The sequence below is a fragment of the Pigmentiphaga kullae genome (genome assembly GCF_004216695.1).
Taxonomy (GTDB): Bacteria; Pseudomonadota; Gammaproteobacteria; order Burkholderiales; family Burkholderiaceae_B; genus Pigmentiphaga; species Pigmentiphaga kullae.
Genome location: NZ_SGXC01000002.1, coordinates 1319228 through 1341122, shown reverse-complemented (window position 1 = coordinate 1341122; position 21895 = coordinate 1319228). Strand labels below are relative to the sequence as shown.

Here is a 21895-nt window from a genome sequence, read left to right as displayed (position 1 = left end):
CGCCATGTCGCTCCAAAGCGCCTCCCCGTCGTCGCTGGCTCTTCGCCTGAAGACCGCAACCGCTCCCTTGCACGAGAAGCTCGACAAGCTCGTGATGTCGCTCAAGCCGTTCGACACCCGGGAAAGCTACGGCCGCTTCGTCGCCGCCCAGTATCTTTTCCAGCGCGACATCGAGTCGCTGTACGACGATCGGGCCTACGCGGCGCTGATTCCGGACCTGGCCACGCGGCCCCGGCTGGCGGCGGCCCATGCCGACCTGCAGGACCTGGGGCAGGCCATTCCCGAGACCGGCGACGCGCCGCGGGGCCAGGGCATGGCCTTGCCCGAAGGCCTGGGCTGGCTGTACGTGTCCGAGGGCTCCAAGCTGGGCGCGGCCTTCCTGTTCAAGGAAGCGGGCCAGCGGCTGGGGCTGGACGAGAACTTCGGCGCCCGCAACCTGGCGGCGCCGGCCGACGGGCGCGGCGCGGCGTGGAAGCGCTTCGTCCAGGCACTGGACGGCAGCGGCCTGTCCGCCCAGGAGCAGGACCGGGTGGTGGCCGGGGCCAGCGCCGCCTTCGAGCGTTTCGCCGTGCTGCTGGCGCGCAGCTATGATCTGAAGGGCGAGCCGTCGCTCGCATGAGGGAATGATGTCGATGTCCACAATGACGGAGCGCCGCCGGGCCTTGCTGGCGGCGCTGCCGGCCGGCCTCCTGCTGGGCTCCCTGGCCCCGCTGGCGCGCGCCGCCCAGCCGCGGGCCCAGGGGACGCGCGCGGTGTCGGTGGGAGCCGGCGTGACCGAGATCGTCTACGCGCTGGGCGGCCAGTCCCAACTGTTGGCGGTCGATACCAGCAGCCTCTATCCGCCCCAGGCCCTGGCGCTGCCCAAGGTCGGCTACCAGCGCACGCTGTCGGCCGAGGGCGTGCTGTCCCTGGGGCCGCAGGTGCTGCTGGCGGGGCAGGAGGCGGGGCCGCCCGCGGTGCTGCGGCAGATCGAATCGGCGGGGGTCAAGGTCGTGCACGTCGACGGCGACTACTCCTTCGAAGGCGTGCTGGGGCGCATCGCCACCGTGGCGGCCGCGCTGGGCCGGCAGGCCGAGGGCAAGGCGCTGGCAGACGGCCTGGCATCGCGCTGGCAGGCCTTGCAGGCGCGCATCGCGGCGGCGCCGCTGCGCGGGCCCGGCGGCCAGCCGCTGCGCGCGGCCTGCCTGATGCGCCATGGCGCCAATACCATGGCGGCCGGCCGCGACACGGGCGCCGACGCGATGCTCAAGCTGGTCGGCGCGGTCAATGTGTTCGGCGGCGACTTCGCCAACTACAAGCCCTTGTCGGCCGAGGCGCTGGCCAGCGCGGCGCCCGATGCCATCGTCGGCACCTTCGACGGCACGCAGGAACCGGACGCCCGGGCCCGGTTGCTGGCCACGCCGGGCCTGGCTATGACGCCGGCCGGCAGGAACCGGCGTGCGGTCCTGTTCGACATCGTGCTGCTGCTGGGATTCGGTCCGCGCCTGCCGCAGGCGGTCGAAGACCTGTACGGCGCGCTCGCGGCATGAGGGCGGCGCCGTGACGACCGTTTCCCGCGTGGAGACCGCCACGCTGCCGTCGGGCTGGGCCCGGGTGCGGGCGGGACGCATGCCGGCCGCCTGGCTGTTCGCGGCCCTGGCCGTGCTGCTGGCGGTGCTGGTGGTGGTGGCCGCCGGCCGCGGCGCCTATCCCATTTCGGCCTCCAACGTGCTGGCCATCCTGCTGCACAAGGCGGGCTTGTCGCAGGGCGGGTTCGAGCCCCAGCAGATGGGGGTGCTGTGGACCATACGCCTGCCGCGCGTGATGCTGGGCGTGGCGGTGGGCGCGCTGCTGGGCATGGCGGGCGCGACCCTGCAAGGCTTGTTCCGCAACCCGCTGGCCGACCCCGGCCTGATCGGGGTGTCCAGCGGCGCGGCGCTGGCGGTGGCGCTGACCATCGTGTTCGGCAACCTGTGGTGGCCCGGGCTGGCCCAGGCGATGGGGCTGGCGCTGTTGCCGGTCGCCGCCTTCGCCGGCGGCGTGCTGACCACCTTGCTGGTCTACCGCATCGGCCGCACTTCGCTGGGCGTATCCGTGGCCGCCATGCTGCTGGCGGGGATCGCCATGAACGCCATCGCCATGGCGCTGATCGGGCTGGCCAGCTACATGGCGACCGACGAACAACTGCGCAACCTGACCTTCTGGAACCTGGGCAGCCTGGCCCCCGCCACCTGGCCCATCGTGGGCGTGGTGTCGCTGGTCGGCGCCGTGGCGCTGGCGGGCATGTGGCGCCTGCGCAGCGGGCTCAACGCGATGGCGCTGGGCGAGGCCGAGGCCCGCCACCTGGGCGTGGCGGTGGAAACCCTGAAGGCGCTGGCGGTGGTGTTCAGCGCGCTGGCGGTGGGCATGGCCGTGGCCTTCTGCGGCATCATCGGCTTCCTGGGCCTGGTGGCGCCGCACTGCATCCGCCTGATGGCGGGTCCGGACGCGCGCGTCGTGCTGCCCGGCGCGGCCCTGCTGGGCGCCGCGTTGACGGTGGGGGCCGACCTGGCCGCCCGTCTGATCATCGCGCCGGCCGAACTGCCCATAGGCGTGCTGACCGCGCTGATCGGGGCGCCGTTCTTCCTGTTTTTGCTGCTGCGGGCCAAGGGCAGGATGTTCGAAGGATGACGAGCATGCTGGAAGTGCGTTCATTGACGGTCGCGCGCCGCCAGGCCGGCCAGCCGCATCCGCGGGTGGTGCTGGACGGCATCGATTGCGCCGTGGCCGAGGGCGAGGTCGTGATGCTGATCGGCCCGAATGGGGCAGGGAAGTCCACGCTGCTGTCGACCATGGCGGGCGATCTGGGCCCGGCCGCGGGCGAGGTGCTGTTCCAGGGCAGGCCGTTGCGGCAGTGGGCGGCCGGCGAACTGGCCCGGCAGCGGGCGGTGCTGCCCCAGCGGGCCGGACTGAGCCTGCCGTTCACCGTGGAAGAGGTCGTGCACCTGGGGTGCCTGGCGCGCACCGAGTCGCGCCGGCGGCTCGACGGTATCGTCCGGGCGGCGCTGGAGACGGCGGGAGTCACGCACCTGGCCCAGCGGTCCATGCCCGCGCTGTCGGGCGGGGAGCAGGCCCGCGTGCACCTGGCCCGGGTGCTGGCGCAGATCTGGCCCGGCGAAAGCGGCTCGGGCACCGGCCGGCTATTGCTGCTGGACGAACCGTGCGCCAGCCTGGATCCGCATCACCAGCACTCGGTCTGCACGGCGATCCGCGATTTCGCGCATCGCACCGGCGCGGCGGTGATCGTGACCATGCACGACATGAACCTGGCGGCCCAGTATGCCGACCGCATCGTGGCGCTTTGGGAAGGGCGGGTGATGGCCGAGGGCGAGCCGCGCGCGGTGCTGACGCGCGACTTCGTGCGCCGCTGCTTTGCCGTCGACGCGGCGCATTGGCAGGCGGACGCGGATTTCCTGGTGGCGACCCGGCCGCTGCACGACCCGGCCTGAGGCCGCCGCGCTCACATCTCGTTGTAGACCGGCCCTTCGCCCCCCTGCGGCGTCACCCACACGATGTTCTGCGTGGGATCCTTGATGTCGCAGGTCTTGCAGTGGACGCAGTTCTGGGCATTGATCTGCAGCCGTTCGGCGCCGGCGTCGTCTTTCACGAACTCGTAGACGCCGGCCGGGCAATAGCGGCTTTCCGGGCCGGCATAGCGGGCGAGGTTGATGTCGACCGGAACCGAGGGGTCCTTGAGCGTCAGGTGGATGGGCTCGTTTTCCTCGTGGTTGGTGTTCGAGATGAACACCGAACCCAGGCGGTCGAAGGTCAGCTTGCCGTCGGGCTTGGGGTAGTCGATGCGCGCGCAGTCCGCGGCGGGCTTCAGGTAGACGTGGTCGGGCTTGTCGCGGTGCAGCGTCCAGGGGAAGTTGCCGCGCAGCAGCCACTGTTCGATGCCGGTCATCAGCGTACCGACGGTGCGGCCCTTCTTGAACCACTGCTTGAAGTTGCGCGACTTGTTCAGTTCCTCGTGCAGCCAGGATGCCTCGAAGGCGGCCGGGTAGCTGGCCAGTTCGTCGTGGCTGCGGCCCGCCTCGATGGCCTCGAAGGCGGCCTCGGCCGCCAGCATGCCGCTCTTGATGGCCGCGTGGCTGCCCTTGATGCGCGAGGCGTTCAGGAAGCCGGCCTCGCAGCCGACCAGCGCGCCGCCGGGGAAGGCCAGGCGCGGCAGGGACAGCAGGCCGCCGGCCGTGATGGAGCGCGCGCCGTAGGCGATGCGCTTGCCGCCTTCCAGGAAGCCCCGGATGGAAGGATGGGTCTTGAAGCGCTGGAATTCCTCGAAGGGCGAGAGCCACGGATTGCTGTAGTCCAGGCCCACGATCAGGCCGATGGCGACCTTGTTGTCTTCGAGGTGGTACAGGAACGAGCCGCCGTAGGTGTCGGCGTCCAGCGGCCAGCCGGCGGTGTGGATGACCAGTCCGGGCCGATGCTGGGCGGGGTCGATCTCCCAGAGTTCCTTGATGCCGATGCCGTAGCTTTGCGGATCCTTGCCGGCATCCAGCTTGAGTTTTTCGTTCAACTGGCGGCCCAGGTGGCCGCGCGAGCCTTCGGCGAAGATCGTGTAGCGGGCGTGCAGTTCCATGCCCGGCTGGTACTGGTCGGTGGGCTGGCCGTCGCGGCCCACGCCCATGTCGCCGGTGGCCACGCCCTTGACCGAGCCGTCCTCGTTGTAGAGGATCTCGGCGGCGGCGAAGCCGGGGAAGAGGTCCACGCCCAGGGCCTCGGCCTGTTCGCCCAGCCAGCGGGCCACCTTGCCCAGGCTGACCACGTAGTTGCCCTCGTTGTGGAAACAGGCGGGCAGCAGCCAGCCGGGCGTGGCGCGGGCGCCGGTCTCGGACAGGAACAGGAAGCGGTCTTCGCTGACGGGGGTGTTCAGCGGCGCGCCCTTGGCCTTCCAGTCGGGGATCAGCTCGGTCAGCGCGCGCGGGTCCATGACCGCCCCGGACAGCACGTGGGCGCCGATCTCGCTGCCTTTCTCCAGTATGCAGACTCCGATTTCGCGGCCTTTCTCGGCAGCAAGCTGCTTGAGGCGGATCGCGGTCGCCAGGCCGGCCGGCCCGCCTCCGACGATGACCACGTCGTATTCCATCGACTCGCGTTCGTTGCCGTGCATGTACAGGGTTCCTCCGGGTGGGGTGGGGGTGCGGAACCGGCGGTGTCGCCGCTAAGCTAAGATAGTTGGAAGTATCATCCCCGATTGTATTTCAAGCGATCACGGCCGTAGGCCACCACGTTAGCGAGGAAGACGATGAACAAGGTCTATGCCAGCGCCCGCGAGGCGCTAGCGGACATCGTGCGGGACGGGCAGACCCTGGCGGTCGGCGGTTTCGGCCTGTGCGGCATACCCGAAGCCCTGATCGCCGCGCTGCGCGATACCGGTGTCAAGAACCTGACCTGCATCAGCAACAACGCGGGCATCGACGGCGCGGGGCTCGGCCTGTTGCTGGAAACGCGGCAGATCCGCAAGATGATTTCCTCGTACGTCGGCGAAAACAAGGAGTTCGAGCGCCAGTACCTGGCGGGCGAACTGGAAGTGGAATTCACGCCCCAGGGCACGCTGGCCGAAAAACTGCGCGCCGGCGGCGCCGGCATCCCGGCCTTCTTCACGGCCACCGGCGTGGGTACCCAGGTGGCCGAGGGCAAGGAAATCCGCGAATTCGACGGCAAGAAATACGTCATGGAACGTTCGCTGGTGCCCGACGTGGCGCTGGTCAAGGCCCTGGTGGCCGACAAGAGCGGCAACCTGATCTTCAACAAGACCGCGCGCAACTTCAATCCCAACGCCGCGATGGCCGGCAAGGTCACGGTGGCCGAGGTCGAGCGCATCGTCGAGAACGGCGAGCTGGATCCGGATCACATCCACCTGCCCGGTATCTATGTGCACCGCCTGGTCCTGAACGCGACCCCGGAAAAGCGCATAGAACAACGGACGGTCCGGTAAAGGTGACCCCCCCTACGCCCTTCGGGCGCCCCCCAGGGGGCGGCGCTGGTGGACCGGCGGAGCCGGATCCACGGCGCCCTGGGTCGATGGATATCAAGGCAAGGAGAGATGAAATGGCATGGACTCGCGATGAGATGGCCGCGCGGGCGGCGCGTGAGTTGCAGGATGGGTTCTACGTGAACCTGGGCATCGGGCTGCCGACGCTGGTGGCCAATCACGTGCCCGAGGGACTGGAGGTCTGGCTGCAGTCCGAGAACGGGCTGCTGGGCATCGGGCCGTTCCCCACCGAGGACGAAGTCGATCCCGACCTGATCAACGCCGGCAAGCAGACGGTGACCACGCTGCCGGGCTCGTCCATTTTCTCGTCGTCCGATTCGTTCGGCATGATCCGCGGCGGCAAGATCAACCTGGCCATCCTGGGGGCGATGCAGGTGTCCGAGCAGGGCGACCTGGCCAACTGGATGATCCCGGGCAAGATGATCAAGGGCATGGGCGGCGCCATGGACCTGGTGGCCGGTGTCGGCCGGGTGGTGATCCTGATGGAGCACGTGGCCCGCAAGAAGGACGGCACGGTCGACCTGAAGATCCTGCCCGCGTGCACGCTGCCGCTGACCGGCGTGGGCGTGGTGAACCGCATCATCACCGACCTGGCTGTGCTGGACGTCACGCCCCAGGGGCTCAAGCTGGTCGAACTGGCCCCCGGCGTCACGGCGCAGGAAGTGGTCGAGAAGACCGCCGCCAAGCTGGATACCTCCGCCGTTGCCGCGTCGGTTTGAGTGGGGCGGGGCGGCCCGGCGGGCCGCACTGACCGTCGTGTTGGCAGTCCTCGCCGCCACCGCGCATGCCGAGGCCGGCGGGCCCTACATCCCGGCGGCGCTGGCCATTCCGGCCGTCGCATCGCGGCCCGAGGCCTTCGTTCCCGACGGGTTCACGCTCGAGCGGGAAGTGCAGGGGGACCTGGGCCAGGACGCGCCGGGTGTCGCGCAGGTCTATCGCAACGCCGACGGGCGCCGCGCGCTGCTGTTGGGAACGCGGGGCCCCCAGGGCTTCGAGGCCACGGGCTGGGGCTTCGTCCTGCCGTGCGCCACCTGCGGCGTGGACCTGCCGGCCGACCGCAACCTGGAGCTGGCCATACGCCAGCAGCGCGTCGTCGTCACGGACCGCAGCCTGTCCAGGGCGGAAGAGATCTCCACCTCGGCCGAACTGACCCTGTCCTACGACCGCGCCGCGCGCCGCTGGTGGCTGCAATCGCTGCGCCAGCTCACCCTGTTCGCCCGCACCGGCCGCGCCGAAGAGTCGCGCGTGGACTACGAAACCGGCGCCACCCGCGACGCCGTTGGCCGCTACGACGGCCAGGTATTCTTCGCCGAAACCTCCCAGACCGGCACCCTCGAAGGCGACCGTCCCGCTCTAGATACGCTAGTCCTGTACTAGGCAGTTGATCCAGGATGCGGTGGATCCGGCTCCGCCGGTCCACCCGCATCGCCCCCTGGGGGGCGCCCGAAGGGCGTAGGGGGGGGGCTCTATGTCTTTTTGTCGCCAAAGGTTACGCGCGCTCGGATCGCGGGCTTTCGCAACTCCCGCTATAATTCCAATTTCCCGCAAGCGCTCGGCAAAAACCGGGCGCCATTGGCAATGACCAAGTACGTATTCGTTACCGGTGGCGTGGTGTCTTCCCTGGGGAAAGGCATTGCCGCCGCGTCTCTGGCCGCTATCCTCGAATCGCGCGGCCTCAAAGTCACCCTCCTCAAGCTCGATCCCTACATCAACGTCGATCCCGGCACGATGAGCCCGTTCCAGCACGGCGAGGTCTTCGTCACGGAAGACGGCGCCGAGACCGACCTGGACCTGGGGCACTACGAGCGCTTCATCTCGGCGCGCATGCGCAAGGTGAACAACTTCACCACCGGCCAGATCTACGAATCGGTGCTGCGCAAGGAACGCCGGGGCGACTACCTGGGCAAGACCGTGCAGGTCATCCCGCACATCACCAACGAGATCCAGGACTTCATCGCGCGCGGCGCGTCGGCGGCCTGGGATGGCGAGACCGACGTCGCCATCGTCGAGATCGGCGGCACGGTGGGCGACATCGAGTCGCTGCCCTTCCTGGAAGCCGCGCGTCAGATGAGCCTGCGCCTGGGGCGCGGCGGCGCGGCCTTCGTGCACCTGACGCTGGTGCCCTTCATTGCCTCGGCCGGCGAACTCAAGACCAAGCCCACCCAGCACTCGGTGCAGAAACTGCGCGAGATCGGCATCTACCCGCACGCGCTGCTGTGCCGTGCCGACCGCCCGATCCCGGACGACGAGCGCGCCAAGATCTCGATGTTCTCGAACGTGCCGCTGGATGCGGTCATTTCGGTCTGGGACGTCGACTCCATCTACAAGATCCCCGCCATGCTGCACAAGCAGGGCCTGGACGAGCTCGTCTGCGAAACGCTGGGGCTGCAGCCCCAGCCGGCCGACCTGTCCATGTGGGATCAGTTGGTCCATGCCCGCGAAAACCCCGAGGGCGAGGTCCACATCGCGATGGTCGGCAAGTACGTGGACCTGACCGAGTCGTACAAGTCGCTGACCGAAGCGCTGGTGCACGCCGGCATCCACACCCGCTGCAAGGTGGTGGTGGACTACATCGACTCCGAAGAAATCGAGAGCGAAGGCGTGGGCAAGCTGAGCAAGTTCGACGCGATCCTGGTGCCCGGCGGCTTCGGCAAGCGGGGCACCGAGGGCAAGATCCAGGCGATCCGCTACGCCCGCGAGAACGGCGTACCCTACCTGGGCATCTGTCTGGGCATGCAGCTTGCGGTGATCGAATTCGCCCGCCACGTGGCTGGCCTGGCCGGCGCCAACAGCACGGAATTCGACCCGGACACGCTGCACCCCGTGGTCGCGCTGATCACCGAATGGATGGACCGCGAAGGCCGCGTCGAGCGCCGCTCCAACACGTCCGACCTGGGCGGCACCATGCGCAAGGGCGCGCAGCGCTGCCCGGTCAAGGCGGGCACGATGGCGCACGACATCTACGGCGACGAAGTGAACGAGCGCCACCGCCATCGCTACGAGGTGAACAACGTGTACGTGCCCAAGCTGGAAGAGGCCGGCATGGTCATCAGCGCGCGCACGCCCACCGAGAACCTGCCGGAAATGATGGAATTGCCCAACCACCCGTGGTTCATGGGCGTGCAGTTCCACCCCGAATTCACGTCCACGCCGCGCGACGGCCATCCGTTGTTCTCGGCTTATATCCGCGCGGCGCGCAAGCACAAGCTCCAGCGCGTGACGGCGGAGCAGGGCTGAGCGCCTGGAGGTCACCATGAGCCAAGATCCGCACGCTTCGACCCGCAGCTATTCGATCTGCGGCTTCGAGATCGGCCTTGCCAGGCCGTTCTTCCTGATCGCCGGACCCTGCGTGATCGAATCGCAGCAGATGGCGATCGACACCGCCGGCGTCCTGAAGGAATTGACCGGCAAGCTCGGCATTCCGTTCATCTACAAGAGTTCGTTCGACAAGGCCAACCGTAGTTCGAGCAAGTCGTTCCGCGGCATGGGCATGGATTTCGGGCTGAAGGTGCTGTCCGAGGTGAAGGCGCAGGTCGGCGTGCCGGTGCTGACAGACGTGCATGAAACCGAGCAGGCCCGTCCCGTGGCCGACGTGGTGGACATGCTGCAGACGCCGGCCTTCCTGTGCCGCCAGACCGATTTCATCCGCGCCTGCGCGGCCACGCTCAAGCCCGTCAACATCAAGAAGGGCCAGTTCCTGGCACCGCACGACATGGTCAACGTCGTGGCCAAGGCCCGCGAGGCCGCGATCGAGGCCGGCGGCGACGGCGGCAACATCCTGGTGTGCGAGCGCGGTGCATCGTTTGGCTACAACAATCTCGTGTCGGACATGCGCTCGCTCGCTATCATGCGCGAGACGGATTGCCCCGTCGTGTTCGACGCCACGCACTCGGTCCAGCTGCCGGGCGGGCAGGGCACGACTTCCGGCGGGCAGCGCGAGTTCGTGCCGGTGCTGGCGCGGGCGGCGGTGGCCGTGGGCGTGTCGGGCCTGTTCATGGAAACGCACCCGGACCCGGCCCATGCCAAGTCCGACGGGCCCAACGCCGTGCCGCTGGCGCGCATGGGCGGCCTGCTGGCCTCGCTGATAGAACTCGACCGCGTGACCAAGCGTCACGGGTTCCTCGAAAACGATTTCCAATAACTTTTCTAGAGACTGGACTCCTATGAGCGCAATCGTAGACATCATCGGGCGCGAGATCATCGATTCCCGCGGCAATCCCACCGTGGAATGCGACGTGCTGCTGGAATCGGGCGCGATGGGCCGCGCCGCCGTGCCCTCGGGCGCGTCCACCGGCGCGCGCGAAGCCATCGAGCTGCGCGACGGCGACAAGTCGCGCTACCTGGGCAAGGGCGTGCTCAAGGCCGTCGAGAACGTCAACACCGAGATCGCCGAAGCGCTGATGGGCCTGGATGCGCAGGAACAGGCCTTCCTGGACCGCACGCTGATCGAGCTGGACGGCACCGAGAACAAGGAGCGCCTGGGCGCCAACGCCATGCTGGCCGTCAGCATGGCCGTGGCCAAGGCCGCCGCCGAGGAATGCAGCCTGCCCCTGTACCGCTATTTCGGCGGCAGCGGCGCGATGAGCATGCCCGTTCCGATGATGAACGTCATCAACGGCGGCGCGCACGCCAACAACAACCTCGACATGCAGGAATTCATGATCCTGCCGGTGGGCGCCAGCAGCTTCCGCGAATCGCTGCGGATGGGCGCCGAGGTGTTCCACGCGCTGAAGAAACTCATCCATGACAAGGGCATGTCCACCGCCGTGGGCGACGAGGGTGGCTTCGCCCCCAACGTCGAGAACCACGAGGCGGCCATCCAGCTCGTGCTGCAGGCCATCGAGAAGGCCGGCTACGAGCCCGGCAGCCAGATCGCGCTGGGCCTGGACTGCGCCAGCTCGGAGTTCTTCCGCGACGGCAAGTACCGCCTGGAAGGCGAGGGCGTGACCCTGAGCGCCCAGGAACTGACCCACATGCTGGCCGCCTGGTGCGACAAGTACCCGATCATCTCGATCGAGGACGGCATGGCCGAGAACGATTGGGACGGCTGGAAATACCTGACCGAGCAACTGGGCAAGAAGGTGCAGCTGGTGGGCGACGACCTGTTCGTCACCAACACCAGCATCCTGAAGCGCGGCATCGAGCAGAACATCGCCAACTCGATCCTGATCAAGATCAACCAGATCGGCACGCTGACGGAAACCTTCGCGGCGATCGAGATGGCCAAGCGCGCCGGCTACACGGCCGTGGTGTCGCACCGCTCGGGCGAGACCGAGGACACGACCATCGCCGACATCGCCGTCGCCACCAACGCGCTGCAGATCAAGACGGGCTCGATGTCGCGCTCGGACCGCATGGCCAAGTACAACCAGCTGCTGCGGATCGAGGAAGACCTGGGCGACGTCGCCCACTACCCCGGCCGCGAGGCTTTCTACAACCTGCGCTGATGCGCGCGGCCGCGCCCGCTCCGGCGGCGCGGCCTAGGGAAGAGCCTCCATGCGCCTGCTCACGCTGATAATCGCCTTGCTGCTGGTGATGATCCAGTATCCGCTCTGGCTGGGCAAGGGCGGTTGGCTGCGCACCTGGGAACTCGAGCGCCAGCTTGACGCCCAGCGGCATACCAACGACGAGCTGCGCACGCGCAACGTCGCGCTGGATGCCGAAGTGCGCGACTTGAAGAGCGGGACCGACGCCATCGAGGAGCGGGCCCGCTACGAACTCGGCATGCTGCGCCAGAACGAGGCCTTCGTGCAGATCGTCGATACCCCGCCGGCCGGCACGGTGCCCGCCAGCGCGGTCTCGCCGGCTGCCCGGCCGGCGGCTTCCGCACCCAGCCGGCGTTGACGCCGGGCCGCAACTAGGGCGCCAGGATGTCCCGGTTCCTGCCATGCTCGCGCGCCGCCGACTGCATCGGCATGGCGATCTCGCGGCGTATCACCAGCAGGCCCGCCGCGCGGGCCTGTTTCACGTAATCATCGGTTTCCGACGCGCTGGCCAGGGATCGCAGCAGGGTCCGCATGCCCGGCAGATACGGAGCGTGCAGATAGGTCAGCCGGAGCACCAGCGTATTGGCGTCGAACAGCGTCTGGCCCGAGCGCGGGCCGATACCGTCGCGGTAGCGGGAAAGGTAGACCGTGTCGTGGCGCGGGCGCTGGTAGTCGTAGTCGAGTTCCCGTGGTTCCGCGGCGCGGCCGGCGGGGAAGTCCTGGAAGCTGGCGGGAGTCGGGCTGAGTTGTTCGATCCGCGCCCTGCGCAGGCCGTGGGTGCGGGTCCAGCCCGCTAGGCGAGCCCGTACCGCGGACAACTGGTCGTCGGGGTCTTGCATGGCGCGCACGCCCAGGGCGGGGGACAGCGCGCGTTCGAAGGCTTGGGCGGCAGCCGCCGGATCGGCATGCGCGGCCGTGGCCGCGCGGGCAGCCTCGAACAGGGCGTAGCCGACGGCCTGGCGCATCAGCAGCCAGCGGCCCGTTTCGAAGGTGCCCAGGCCCAACAACAGCAAGGGAATGGCGACGACCGTGAATTCGGCCATGGCGGCGCCGCGTTGGCGGGGAGGGGAGCGCATGGACGCAGGAGAGTGGCTGGAAGAGCCCTTCAGCATGCCCGTGCATGGCTGCAGCGTCGATTGTGGGAACCACGGCCGCCAATGGGACGGCCTGCCCGTTTCCTAATGCCGCGCTTCGCTCTGGTGGCGCACCTTGGCCGATGCGTTCGCGAACAGCTCGGCGCAATCGACCGGATCGAACTCGAAGCTCTTCACGCAGTAATCGCAGTTGATCTGGACGCGCCCCTGTTCGGCCAGGATGTCGTCGATTTCCTCCTTGCCCAGGCGCAGCAGCACGTCGGCCACCTTTTCGCGCGAGCAGGTGCAGCGGTACGACACGGCGGCCGGCTCGAAGGTCCGCAGGGTTTCCTGCCAGTACAGGCGCCGGACCAGCGCGTCGGGCGTCAGCGTGAGCAGTTCCTCGGACTTGATCGTCTCGGCCAGGATCTGGGCGCGTTCCCAGGTATCGTCGGCGACAGAGGCCGGCGAGGGCTCGGTCGTCGCCTTGCCGCCCTGGCGGGGCAGTTGTTGCAGCAGCACGCCGGCCGCGCAGCCGGTGTCGGCCGCCAGCCATATGCGCGTCTGCAACTGTTCGGAGGCCAGCATGTAGTGTTCCAGCGCCTGGGCCACCGATTCGCCCTGCAGGGCGACGATGCCCTGGTAGGGCTGCTGGCCGGGCAGGCGATCCTGCGGATCGAGCACCACCGAGAAGCGGCCGCCGCCGTTGGGGTTGAGCAGGCTCTGGAAGGTGCCGTCGTCGGGCACGGCATGGCCTTCGCGCAGCTTGACCGTCGCCCGCATGCCCAGGTCGGCGTGGCATTCGACGACGACCAGGCCGATGGGGCCGTCGCCCTGCAATTGCAGCACCACGGTGCCGTTGAACTTGATGTTGGCGGCCAGCAGCGCGCTGGCCGCGACGAGCTCGCCGAGCAGCTTCTGGACGGCGGGCGGGTAGTCGTGCCGAGCCTGGATTTCCCTCCAGGTATCGCGGATGGACACGACTTCGGCCCGGACCGTCTGGTCCTCGAACAGGTATTTCTTGAGTTGGTCGGACAAGAAGGCTTCCTCGGAAAAAATGGGCGGCTGCGACGATCGGCCTAACCGGGCATTTTACAATGCACCCCATGACTGCTGAATTGGAACTGCGGCAGGCCGCCTGCGCGCTGCTGGTCCTGGACGATCCGGCCGGAAAGGCCGCCCGTACCCGCGCGTTGGCGGCCACGTCTGTATATGTGGACGCCGGCCGCGTCTTGCAAGAGCCCGCGGGGGTGCCAGGCCGTCCGGCCCGGCCGCCGCTGGTGGCGCCGCGCGACGTGCCGGGGCGGGGCGTGGCCTCGGTCGAGGCGCGGGCGGCGCTGCTGCACGCGCTGGCCCACATCGAGTTCAACGCGATCAACCTGGCGCTGGACGCGGTCTGGCGTTTCGCCGGCATGCCCCGGGACTACTACCTGGACTGGCTCAAGGTCGCCGGCGAGGAAGCCCTGCATTTCTCCCTGCTGGCCGAGCACCTGCGCGCCCTGGGCCATGCCTACGGCGATTTCCCCGCCCACGACGGGCTGTGGCAGATGGCCGAGCGGACCCGGTTCGATCCACTGGCCCGGATGGCGCTGGTGCCGCGCACGCTGGAGGCTCGGGGCCTGGACGTGAGTCCGGCGATACGGGCCAAGCTGGCCGGAGCGGGGGACGCGGCGGCGGCCGGCATCCTGGACATCATCCTGCGCGACGAGATCGGCCACGTGGCCATCGGCAATCGCTGGTACCGGTATCTGTGCGAGCGCGAGGGCGTCGACCCCGTGGACCATTATGCGGTGCTGGCCCGGCGCTACGACGCGCCGGGCCAGTTCGGTCCGTTCAATTTCCCCGCCCGCCGGGCGGCGGGCTTCACGGAAGCGGAGCTGCGCCTGCTGGAGCAGTCGGCCATTTCCGGCCGCGATCGTCCTCGATCTGCCTGAGCGCCTGGCGCCGGATCTTGCCCGACGGCGTCAGCGGCAGGGCCTCGACGAATTCGATCTCCTTGGGCGCGCCGTCCTGGCCGAGCTGCGCGCAGGCGTGCGACAGCAGGGCTTCCCGCAGGGCCGCCTCGCGGCCGGCCTTGTCCTGTTCCGGCACGGCCAGGGCGACGACGTAGGCCTTGATGCCGCTGCCGTCCGGCGTCGGCACGACCACCGCCTCGGCCACCTCGGGGTGCTGGGTCAGGCAGTCCTCGATCGGTCCGGGCGCCACCAGGCGGCTGCCGAGCTGGAACATTTCGTCCAGGCGCCCCACGTACCAGAGGTAGCCGTCGGCATCCTGCCGCGCGAGATCGCCCGTGCGATGCCAGGTGCCGCTGACCGGACGCCCGGTTTCCTCGCCACGCCAGTAGCCGGCGAAGAAGGAGGGGTCGGGATGGCCGTGGATGTCGTAGCGATTGACGGCGATCTCGCCATGTTCGCCGGTGGCGACCGGCCGGCCCAGCGCATCGACGATGGCGATCTGGTGGCCGGGGTAGGGCTTGCCCAGGCTGCCCGCGCGGGCGGGCCATTTCTGGCTGCTCTGGCCGATGACGGTGCCGATCTCGACCTGGCTGAAGGTCTCGTTGGGCTCGACCCCCAGGGCGGCCTTGCATTGCTCGAACAGCGCCGCGCCCAGCGAGGTATCGGTGGCGGTGATGGCGCGCAGGGCCAGCCTGTGGCGTTCGGCCGGCCGCGGCACGGCCTTGAGCAGCCGGCGCAGGTCGCGGGTCGTCAGCGCGACGTTGGTGACGCGGTAGCGTTCCAGCAGGGCGAACGTGGCCTCGGGGCCGGGCGGCTGGCGCATGCCGACCACCGGTTGGCCGAAATACAGGCCCGGCAGGACCGCGCCGAACAGGCCGTGGGGGCTGCCCCATTCGGAGGCCGTCCACAGGACGTCGGCGGGCTGGGGAAACCAGTTCTGGGCGGCCACGAAGCCGGGCAGGTTGCCGATCAGGGTGGCATGGGGCAGGACCACGCCCTTGGGCACGCTGCCCGCGCCGGCCGTATAGAGCAGCAGCGCGGGGTCCGAGGCCGAGGTGGGGTGCATGTCGAAGGCACTTTCCTGGCGGGCGAGCAGCGTGCGCCAGGAAAGGACCCGCTCGTCGTCCAGGTCGATGCCGACCGTCTGGCGCAGCAGGGGACAGTGCTCGGTGGCGGGCAGCAGGGCCGCCGCCGCGGCGCCGTCGACGATGGCGATCCGGGCTTCGCTGTCGCGCAGCCGCTGCTCGTAGGTCTGGGCGTTCAGCGCGACCGACAGCGGGACGGTGATGGCGCCCAGCTGGTAGACGGCGATATGGGCGACGATGGCTTCGGGACGCTGGGGCAGGGCGATGGCGACGCGGTCGCCGCGCTGCACGCCCATGCGGCGCAGGCCATTGGAGAAGCGGTTGGCGTATTCGTGCAGGCGGCCATAGGTCCAGACTTCGCGCCGCCCTTCGGCATCTTCGGCGTAGATCGCGATGCGGCGGGCATCGGCGCTGGTGATGGTCCAGCGGCGGCAGCAGACATCGGCGATGTTCAGGCGTTGCGGGACCCACCAACGGAACGTGGTGTAGAGTGCCTGGTACTGGTCTTCCATAACCCTCCGCTGGATTCAGGATCTGGTCCGGCCAGGTCGGCGGACGGGGTTTGCTGCGTTATATGGCAATCATTACTGACCTGACCGATAACCGCAATGGCTTTGGTGCTCGCGGCGCGTGGGCAAAGTGCTCCGCCGGCCCCGTTTTTGCGCGGGTTTTCCTTCAATTTTCCCTAATTGTCGATAAATGAGCATATACGAGCCCCTTGTAGCCTCGCGATCGGAGTATCTGGATGTTCGGGGTTTGCGTCACCATTTTCGTCATTGGGGCGACAACGGTGCGCCGGTGTTGCTGGCGCTTCACGGCTGGATGGATTCGTCGGCATCGTTCCAGTTCCTGGCCGACCGGCTGGCGGGCGGCTTCCATGTCGTGGCGCCGGACTGGCGTGGCTTCGGCCGCACGCAATGGGGCGGCGGCGATTGCTATGAAGTCGGCGAGTATCTGGGCGATCTAGACGCTTTCTGCCGCCATCTGTCGCCTTCTTCCCCCGTCCTGCTGTTGGGGCACAGCATGGGTGGCAACATGGCCATGCTGTACGCGGGCGTTCGTCCCGAACGGGTGGCGGCGGTGGTCAACCTGGAAGGTCTGGGCCTGCCGCCACAGCCGGCCGACGCGGCACCGGGCCGGCTGCGGCTATGGATGGACCAGATCGTGGCCGGCGCGCGGCTGGGCGACTACGACAGCCCCGACGCCTATGCGCAGCGCCTGATGCGGGACAATCCCAGGCTGGATGCGGCGAAGGCGCTCTTCCTGGCCCGCGAGAACGGCTGCCCCGAAGGGGACCGATGGCGGCTGCGCGCCGATCCCGTCCACAAGATCGTCAATCGTGTCCTGTACCGGCTGGAAGAGGTGCTGGCCTGCTGGCGCGAGATCACGGCGCCGGTGCTGTGGGTGGAGGCCGCCGACAGCGCCGTCCGGACCCGGGCGCTGGCCGAGCCGGGCTACGAGGACCGGCTGAGCTGCGTTGCTTGCCTGCAACGGGCGATGGTGGACGATGCCGGCCACATGCTGCATCAGGATCGTCCGGCCGAGGTGGCGCAACTCGTAGCAGATTTCCTGGCGCGGGCGGCGACGACGCCGGGTGGCCGTCCTACAATGTGACCATGGAACCCGTCCTGAACGTCGATCTGCACTGCCACTCCCAGGTGTCGGACGGCATGCTGCCGCCGGCCGAACTGGCGGCGCGCGCGCGCCGCAACGGCGTCGACGTGCTGGCGCTGACCGACCACGATGAGGTAGGCGGCCTGCACGAGGCCGCGGCGGCCTCGCGGGAACTGGGCATGCGTTTCGTCCCGGGGGTGGAAATTTCCGTTACCTGGGCAGGAGAAACGGTCCACATCGTGGGCCTGCGCGTCGATCCCGACGACGCGGCGCTGATCGAGGGGCTGCGCGATACCCGTTCCGGCCGCGAACGCCGCGCCCGCGAAATGGCGGCGCAATTGGCGGCGGTCGGTATTCCGGACGCGTTCGACGGGGCGCTGGTCCACGTCGGCAATCCGCAACTGATCAGCCGGACGCACTTCGCGCGTTTCCTGGTCGAGCGCGGCGTGTGCAAGGATGTGGGCGAGGTCTTCCAGAACTATCTGGTGGAGGGCAAGCCCGGCTACGTGCCCATGCGCTGGGCAACACTGTCCGATGCCGTGGGATGGATACGGGGCGCAGGCGGCGTGGCCGCCATCGCCCATCCGGGCCGCTATCCTTACACGCCGCTGCAGTTCCATGCGCTGTACGACGAATTCCTGCAACTGGGCGGACGCGGCATCGAGGTCGTCACGGGCAGCCATACGCCCGACCAATACCGCGAATACGCCGAGGTCGCCACGCGCTATGGCTTCCTGGCCTCGCGCGGCTCGGATTTCCACGGTCCCGAGGAAAGCCGGGTCGACCTGGGTTGTTTGCCTTCGCTGCCGGCGTACCTGACGCCGATCTGGCACGACTGGTTTTGAGCTTCATGAACAAGGCTTTTGTCAAAGAATCCGAGGGCCAGGACGACGACGACCTGCCCGAGCACCTGGCCCTGCCGGCCGGCGTGCGCAATTACATGACGCCCGACGGCTATGCGCGCCTGCGCGGCGAACTGGTCCATTTGATGAACGTGGAGCGGCCGTCGGTGGTCCAGATCGTGTCGTGGGCGGCCTCCAATGGCGACCGCTCCGAGAACGGCGACTACCTGTACGGCAAGAAGCGCCTGCGCGAGATCGACCGCCGCATGCGCTTCCTGACCCGCCGCCTGGACATCGCCGAAGTGGTGGACACCTCCGCCCAGCCCAACCGCGACCAGGTGTTCTTCGGCGCCACGGTCACCTACATGGACCGCGCCGGCGAGGAACACACGGTCACCATCGTGGGCGTGGACGAGGCCGAGCCGCTGCAAGGGCGGATCAGCTGGATCTCGCCCGTGGCGCGCGCCCTGATCAAGGCGCGCGAGGGCGACACGGTCGTGCTGCGCACTCCGTCGGGCGTGGACGAACTGGAAATCCTGGAAGTGAGCTATCCCGATCCGGCGCCGCGGTAGCGGGCCGGTCAACCCTTGACGCGGATGATGCGCTGGACCTGGGGCACGCGCCGCAGGTGGCGGATGACCTGGGCCAGGTGCTGGCGGCTTTCGACCTGGATCGTGAAGTGCACCGCTACGGTGGACGAGGCCTCGTCCTGCATGGAAACGTGGGTGATGTTGGCGTCGGAGGCCGAGATCTCGGCCGCCACGCGGCCCAGCACGCCGCGCTCCTGGCGCAGCACCACGTCGATGCGGACGGTGAAGTGGCGCGAGGTCTGGTCGTCCCAGGCCACGTCCAGCCAGCGTTCCGGTTCGCGGGCGCGCTGGCGCCGGGCATTGGGGCAGTCCTCGGTGTGGACCACCAGGCCGTGGCCCAGGCGCACGTAGGCGACGATGGCATCGCCGGGTATGGGGGTGCAGCAGGGCGCCAGTTGCACTGCCAGGCCTTCGTTGCCCTGGATGCGTATGGGGCTGGTCGTGCCCTGTTCCGTGTAGCGTTCCACCTGTTCGGCGGTGGTCGAGATGGGGTCGCCCTCGGGCATGAAGCGCCGCGCCACCACCGCCGCGAGCCGTTTGCCCAGTCCGATGTCGGCCAGGATCTCGTCGCGCGAACGCGCGCCGCTGCCGCGCGCCAGCTTGTCCCAGATCGGGTCCGAACTGTCGGGCATCGGCATGTTCATGGACTTGAGCGCCTGGCCCAGCAGGCGTTCGCCGAAGCTGACGGATTCCTCGTATTTGACCGTGCGCAGGTAGTGGCGGATTTCCGAGCGCGCCTTGCCGGTGCGCACGAAGTTCAGCCACTGCGCATTGGGGCGCGAATGCTCGGCGGTAACGATCTCGACCGCGTCGCCGCTCTTGAGCTCGGTGCGCAGCGGCACGAACTCGCTGTTGACCTTGGCGGCCACCGTCTGGTTGCCGACGTCGGTGTGGATGCTGTAGGCGAAATCGATGGGCGTGGCGCCGCGCGGCAGCGAGATGATCTTGCCGCGGGGCGTGAAGACGTAGACCGCGTCGGGGAACAGGTCCACCTTCACGTGTTCCAGGAACTCGCTGCTGTCCCCGGTCTGGCGCTGGATGTCGAGCAGCGACTGCAGCCACTGGTGGGTGCGCTTCTGCAGGTCGTTCAGGTCGACATCGGAGGTCTTGTACAGCCAGTGCGCCGCCACGCCGCTTTCGGCCACCTGGTTCATGTCGCGCGTGCGGATCTGGAATTCCACCGGGGTGCCGTAGGGGCCCACCAGCGTCGTGTGCAGGGACTGGTAGCCGTTGACCTTGGGAATGGCGATGTAGTCCTTGAACTTGCCCGGCACGGGCCGGAAAAGCTGGTGTAGCGTGCCCAGCGCCAGGTAGCACTCGGGCTGAGAATTGACCACGATCCGGAAGCCGTAGATGTCCAGCACTTCCGAGAACGATTTCTTCTGTTCCAGCATCTTGGTGTAGATGCCGTACAGGTTCTTCTCGCGACCGTTGACCTCGGCCTCGATGCCGGCGGCCGGCAGCGCGGCGCGCACGGCTTCCTGGATCTTGCCCACCAGTTCGCGGCGGTTGCCGCGCGCCGCCAGCACCGCCTTGCGCAGCACCATGTAGCGGTGGTGATACATCGCCTCGAAGCAGAGTTCCTGCAGTTCGCGGTAGATGATGTTCAGCCCAAGGCGGTGGGCGATGGGCGAATAGATCTCGAGCGTTTCACGCGCCACGCGGCGGCGCTTCTCGTGGCTGACGGCGCCCAGCGTGCGCATGTTGTGCAGCCGGTCGGCCAGCTTGATCAGGATGACGCGCACGTCGCGCGCCATGGCCAGCAGCATCTTGCGGAAGCTCTCGGCCTGCTGCTCGGCCTTGCTGGCGAACTCCAGCCGGTCCAGCTTGGACAGGCCGTCGACCAGTTCGGCGACCTCGGTGCCGAAGCGCTCGATCAGTTCCTGTTTGGTGACGCCCTGGTCTTCCATGACGTCGTGGAGCAGGGCGGCCATCAGCGCCGCCGCATCCAGTTTCCAGGCGGCGCAGATTTCGGTGACGGCGATGGGGTGCGAGATGTACGGCTCGCCACTGGCGCGGAACTGGCCCAGGTGCGCTTCGTCGGAGAAACGGTAGGCTTCGCGCACCCGGCGGACGTCTTCCGGGCTGAGATACTGCGAAATGGTTTCGGCCAGCGGGGCGAACGACACGCCGGCGGGGGCCGGCGCCGGACTGGCTGAGGCGAGCGCCTGGGAACCGGCGGCGGCGGCAACTGCTATCGGTGTCCCGGAAGGGCTTCCGGAACGCGAGGAAGAAACTGGAAATCCCATGGTCGCCTCAGGAGGAGCGCCTCCGGGGTGACCGGATCGCTCCAGGCATCGCCGGCCTGTAGGCCGGCGGCAAGACCGTCATGGTCTTGGAAATCAGGTGGGGACCTTTTTCAGCATTTCCACCCCGGTCACGCCGGAAGCGACCTCGCGCAGCGCGGTAACGGTCGGCTTGTCCTTGCTATCGAGCTTGGGGGCATGGCCCTGGGCCAGTTGCCGGGCGCGATAGGTCGCCACGAGGGTCAGTTTGAACCGGTTCGGAATTTGCTTCAAGCAGTCTTCTACGGTGATACGTGCCATGAGGGTCCCTGAAAGCTGTGCGTACTGGACGCGAGTCAAAGCGGTGCGGAAGCTTGCGGAATGCCCAGTTGCGAAAACAGGCTGGCATGCCGGGCTGCCTGAGAACGAAAACGCAGCCGGGCGGCGGTAACGATCGTCGTCATGTCGGCCAAGGCTGCGCTAAAGTCTTGATTAATAATAACATATTCGAATTCGGGGGCATGCGCGAACTCGCCCCCGGCCGCCAGCAGCCGCCGTGCGATCACGTGGGGCTCGTCCTGGCCGCGTTCGTGCAGCCGGGTTTCCAGGGCCTCGATGGACGGCGGAAGGATGAAGATGCCGATGGCTTCGGGGAATTTGGCGCGTACCTGGCGGGCTCCCTGCCAGTCGATTTCCAGCAGGACGTCGTTGCCGGCCTCGGTCTGGCGCGCGATCCAACTGCGCGGCGTGCCGTAGAAATTGCCATGTACCTCGGCCCACTCCAGCAGATCGTCGTCGCGCTGCATCTTCTCGAAGGCGGCGGCATTGACGAAGTGGTATTCCTTGCCGTCGGTTTCACCCGGGCGGGGCGGGCGGGTGGTGCAGGAAATCGACAAGCGGATTTCGGGTCTGGCCTTGAGCAGGGCGTTGACCAGGCTGGACTTGCCGGCGCCGCTGGGCGCGACGACCATGAAGACGTTACCGGCGCGTGGAGGCATGAATCAGAGCG

22 protein-coding genes are annotated in these 21895 nt (G+C 68.3%); 15 read left to right on the top strand and 7 right to left on the bottom strand.

Annotation, left to right across the window (positions count from 1 at the left end; translation table 11 throughout):
* The first annotated feature begins 4 nt into the window (after positions 1-4).
* Genes EV675_RS20655 through EV675_RS20640 form a run of 4 tightly spaced genes read left to right on the top strand, consistent with a single transcriptional unit; the run spans position 5 to position 3467 of the window.
* Positions 5-619, top strand: a complete 615-nt coding sequence (locus EV675_RS20655; RefSeq protein WP_130359370.1) for a biliverdin-producing heme oxygenase — start codon at positions 5-7, stop codon at positions 617-619.
* 13 nt (positions 620-632) lie between these two features.
* Positions 633-1529 (top strand): heme/hemin ABC transporter substrate-binding protein, encoded by an 897-nt coding sequence (locus tag EV675_RS20650; RefSeq protein WP_242621516.1) that lies wholly within the window; start codon positions 633-635, stop codon positions 1527-1529.
* Between the two features lie 10 nt (positions 1530-1539).
* On the top strand, positions 1540-2649 hold the full coding sequence (locus tag EV675_RS20645) for a FecCD family ABC transporter permease (protein WP_242621515.1): 1110 nt from the start codon (positions 1540-1542) through the stop codon (positions 2647-2649).
* Positions 2646-3467: a heme ABC transporter ATP-binding protein gene (locus EV675_RS20640; protein WP_207222006.1), complete on the top strand. Its 822-nt coding sequence runs from the start codon at positions 2646-2648 to the stop codon at positions 3465-3467. Before EV675_RS20645 ends, EV675_RS20640 begins: the two co-directional genes overlap by 4 nt.
* A gap of 11 nt (positions 3468-3478) precedes the next feature.
* Here the strand turns inward: EV675_RS20640 and EV675_RS20635 are convergent, their stop codons facing one another.
* Entirely contained in the window at positions 3479-5107 is a 1629-nt protein-coding gene (locus EV675_RS20635; RefSeq protein WP_130360241.1) for an electron transfer flavoprotein-ubiquinone oxidoreductase, read from the bottom strand.
* Positions 5108-5266: 159 nt separating this feature from the next.
* Between EV675_RS20635 and EV675_RS20630 the strand changes: the two genes are divergently transcribed.
* The 7 genes from EV675_RS20630 (at position 5267) to ftsB (ending at position 11860) form a co-directional block, all read left to right on the top strand.
* Complete coding sequence (locus EV675_RS20630; RefSeq protein WP_124689058.1) at positions 5267-5959, top strand: CoA transferase subunit A; 693 nt, start codon at positions 5267-5269, stop codon at positions 5957-5959.
* A 113-nt stretch (positions 5960-6072) separates the two neighbouring features.
* Positions 6073-6735 (top strand): 3-oxoacid CoA-transferase subunit B, encoded by a 663-nt coding sequence (locus tag EV675_RS20625; RefSeq protein WP_130359366.1) that lies wholly within the window; start codon positions 6073-6075, stop codon positions 6733-6735.
* A 37-nt stretch (positions 6736-6772) separates the two neighbouring features.
* Positions 6773-7393: a hypothetical protein gene (locus EV675_RS20620; RefSeq protein ID WP_130359364.1), complete on the top strand. Its 621-nt coding sequence runs from the start codon at positions 6773-6775 to the stop codon at positions 7391-7393.
* A gap of 201 nt (positions 7394-7594) precedes the next feature.
* Complete coding sequence (locus tag EV675_RS20615) at positions 7595-9253, top strand: CTP synthase (RefSeq protein WP_130359362.1); 1659 nt, start codon at positions 7595-7597, stop codon at positions 9251-9253.
* A 16-nt stretch (positions 9254-9269) separates the two neighbouring features.
* Entirely contained in the window at positions 9270-10157 is an 888-nt protein-coding gene (kdsA, locus tag EV675_RS20610; RefSeq protein WP_130359360.1) for a 3-deoxy-8-phosphooctulonate synthase, read from the top strand.
* A gap of 22 nt (positions 10158-10179) precedes the next feature.
* Positions 10180-11463 (top strand): phosphopyruvate hydratase, encoded by a 1284-nt coding sequence (gene eno / locus EV675_RS20605; protein WP_130359358.1) that lies wholly within the window; start codon positions 10180-10182, stop codon positions 11461-11463.
* 49 nt (positions 11464-11512) lie between these two features.
* Entirely contained in the window at positions 11513-11860 is a 348-nt protein-coding gene (gene ftsB, locus EV675_RS20600) for a cell division protein FtsB (protein ID WP_130359356.1), read from the top strand.
* Positions 11861-11873: 13 nt separating this feature from the next.
* Here the strand turns inward: ftsB and EV675_RS20595 are convergent, their stop codons facing one another.
* Both EV675_RS20595 and hslO read right to left on the bottom strand, forming a co-directional pair.
* On the bottom strand, positions 11874-12545 hold the full coding sequence (locus EV675_RS20595) for a TadE family protein (protein WP_165404680.1): 672 nt from the start codon (positions 12543-12545) through the stop codon (positions 11874-11876).
* Positions 12546-12680: 135 nt separating this feature from the next.
* Positions 12681-13613 (bottom strand): Hsp33 family molecular chaperone HslO, encoded by a 933-nt coding sequence (gene hslO, locus EV675_RS20590; RefSeq protein ID WP_130359352.1) that lies wholly within the window; start codon positions 13611-13613, stop codon positions 12681-12683.
* A gap of 68 nt (positions 13614-13681) precedes the next feature.
* On the opposite strand from hslO, the gene EV675_RS20585 reads away from it, so the two are divergent.
* Complete coding sequence (locus EV675_RS20585; protein ID WP_130359350.1) at positions 13682-14509, top strand: ferritin-like domain-containing protein; 828 nt, start codon at positions 13682-13684, stop codon at positions 14507-14509.
* Here the strand turns inward: EV675_RS20585 and EV675_RS20580 are convergent.
* Positions 14439-16127, bottom strand: a complete 1689-nt coding sequence (locus EV675_RS20580; RefSeq protein ID WP_130359348.1) for an acetate--CoA ligase — start codon at positions 16125-16127, stop codon at positions 14439-14441. The genes EV675_RS20585 and EV675_RS20580 overlap by 71 nt on opposite strands.
* A gap of 286 nt (positions 16128-16413) precedes the next feature.
* Here EV675_RS20580 and EV675_RS20575 point away from each other — a divergent pair, with 286 nt between their 5' ends.
* The 3 genes from EV675_RS20575 to greB are packed head-to-tail and all read left to right on the top strand — an operon-like array spanning position 16414 to position 18643.
* Complete coding sequence (locus EV675_RS20575) at positions 16414-17229, top strand: alpha/beta fold hydrolase (RefSeq protein WP_242621514.1); 816 nt, start codon at positions 16414-16416, stop codon at positions 17227-17229.
* A 2-nt stretch (positions 17230-17231) separates the two neighbouring features.
* The gene (locus tag EV675_RS20570) at positions 17232-18074 is read left to right on the top strand and encodes a 3',5'-nucleoside bisphosphate phosphatase (RefSeq protein WP_130359344.1); all 843 of its coding nucleotides are present in this window, start codon (positions 17232-17234) and stop codon (positions 18072-18074) included.
* Positions 18075-18079: 5 nt separating this feature from the next.
* Positions 18080-18643, top strand: a complete 564-nt coding sequence (gene greB / locus EV675_RS20565; RefSeq protein ID WP_130359342.1) for a transcription elongation factor GreB — start codon at positions 18080-18082, stop codon at positions 18641-18643.
* A gap of 8 nt (positions 18644-18651) precedes the next feature.
* Here greB and EV675_RS20560 read toward each other — a convergent pair whose 3' ends face one another.
* The 3 genes from EV675_RS20560 to gmk all read right to left on the bottom strand — a co-directional run bounded on the left by EV675_RS20560 (position 18652) and on the right by gmk (position 21884).
* The gene (locus EV675_RS20560) at positions 18652-20910 is read right to left on the bottom strand and encodes a RelA/SpoT family protein (RefSeq protein WP_130359340.1); all 2259 of its coding nucleotides are present in this window, start codon (positions 20908-20910) and stop codon (positions 18652-18654) included.
* Between the two features lie 93 nt (positions 20911-21003).
* Positions 21004-21207, bottom strand: a complete 204-nt coding sequence (gene rpoZ, locus EV675_RS20555; protein WP_087839443.1) for a DNA-directed RNA polymerase subunit omega — start codon at positions 21205-21207, stop codon at positions 21004-21006.
* A 35-nt stretch (positions 21208-21242) separates the two neighbouring features.
* Positions 21243-21884, bottom strand: coding sequence for a guanylate kinase (gene gmk, locus EV675_RS20550; RefSeq protein ID WP_130359338.1), 642 nt, complete (start codon positions 21882-21884; stop codon positions 21243-21245).
* Positions 21885-21895: the final 11 nt, after the last annotated feature.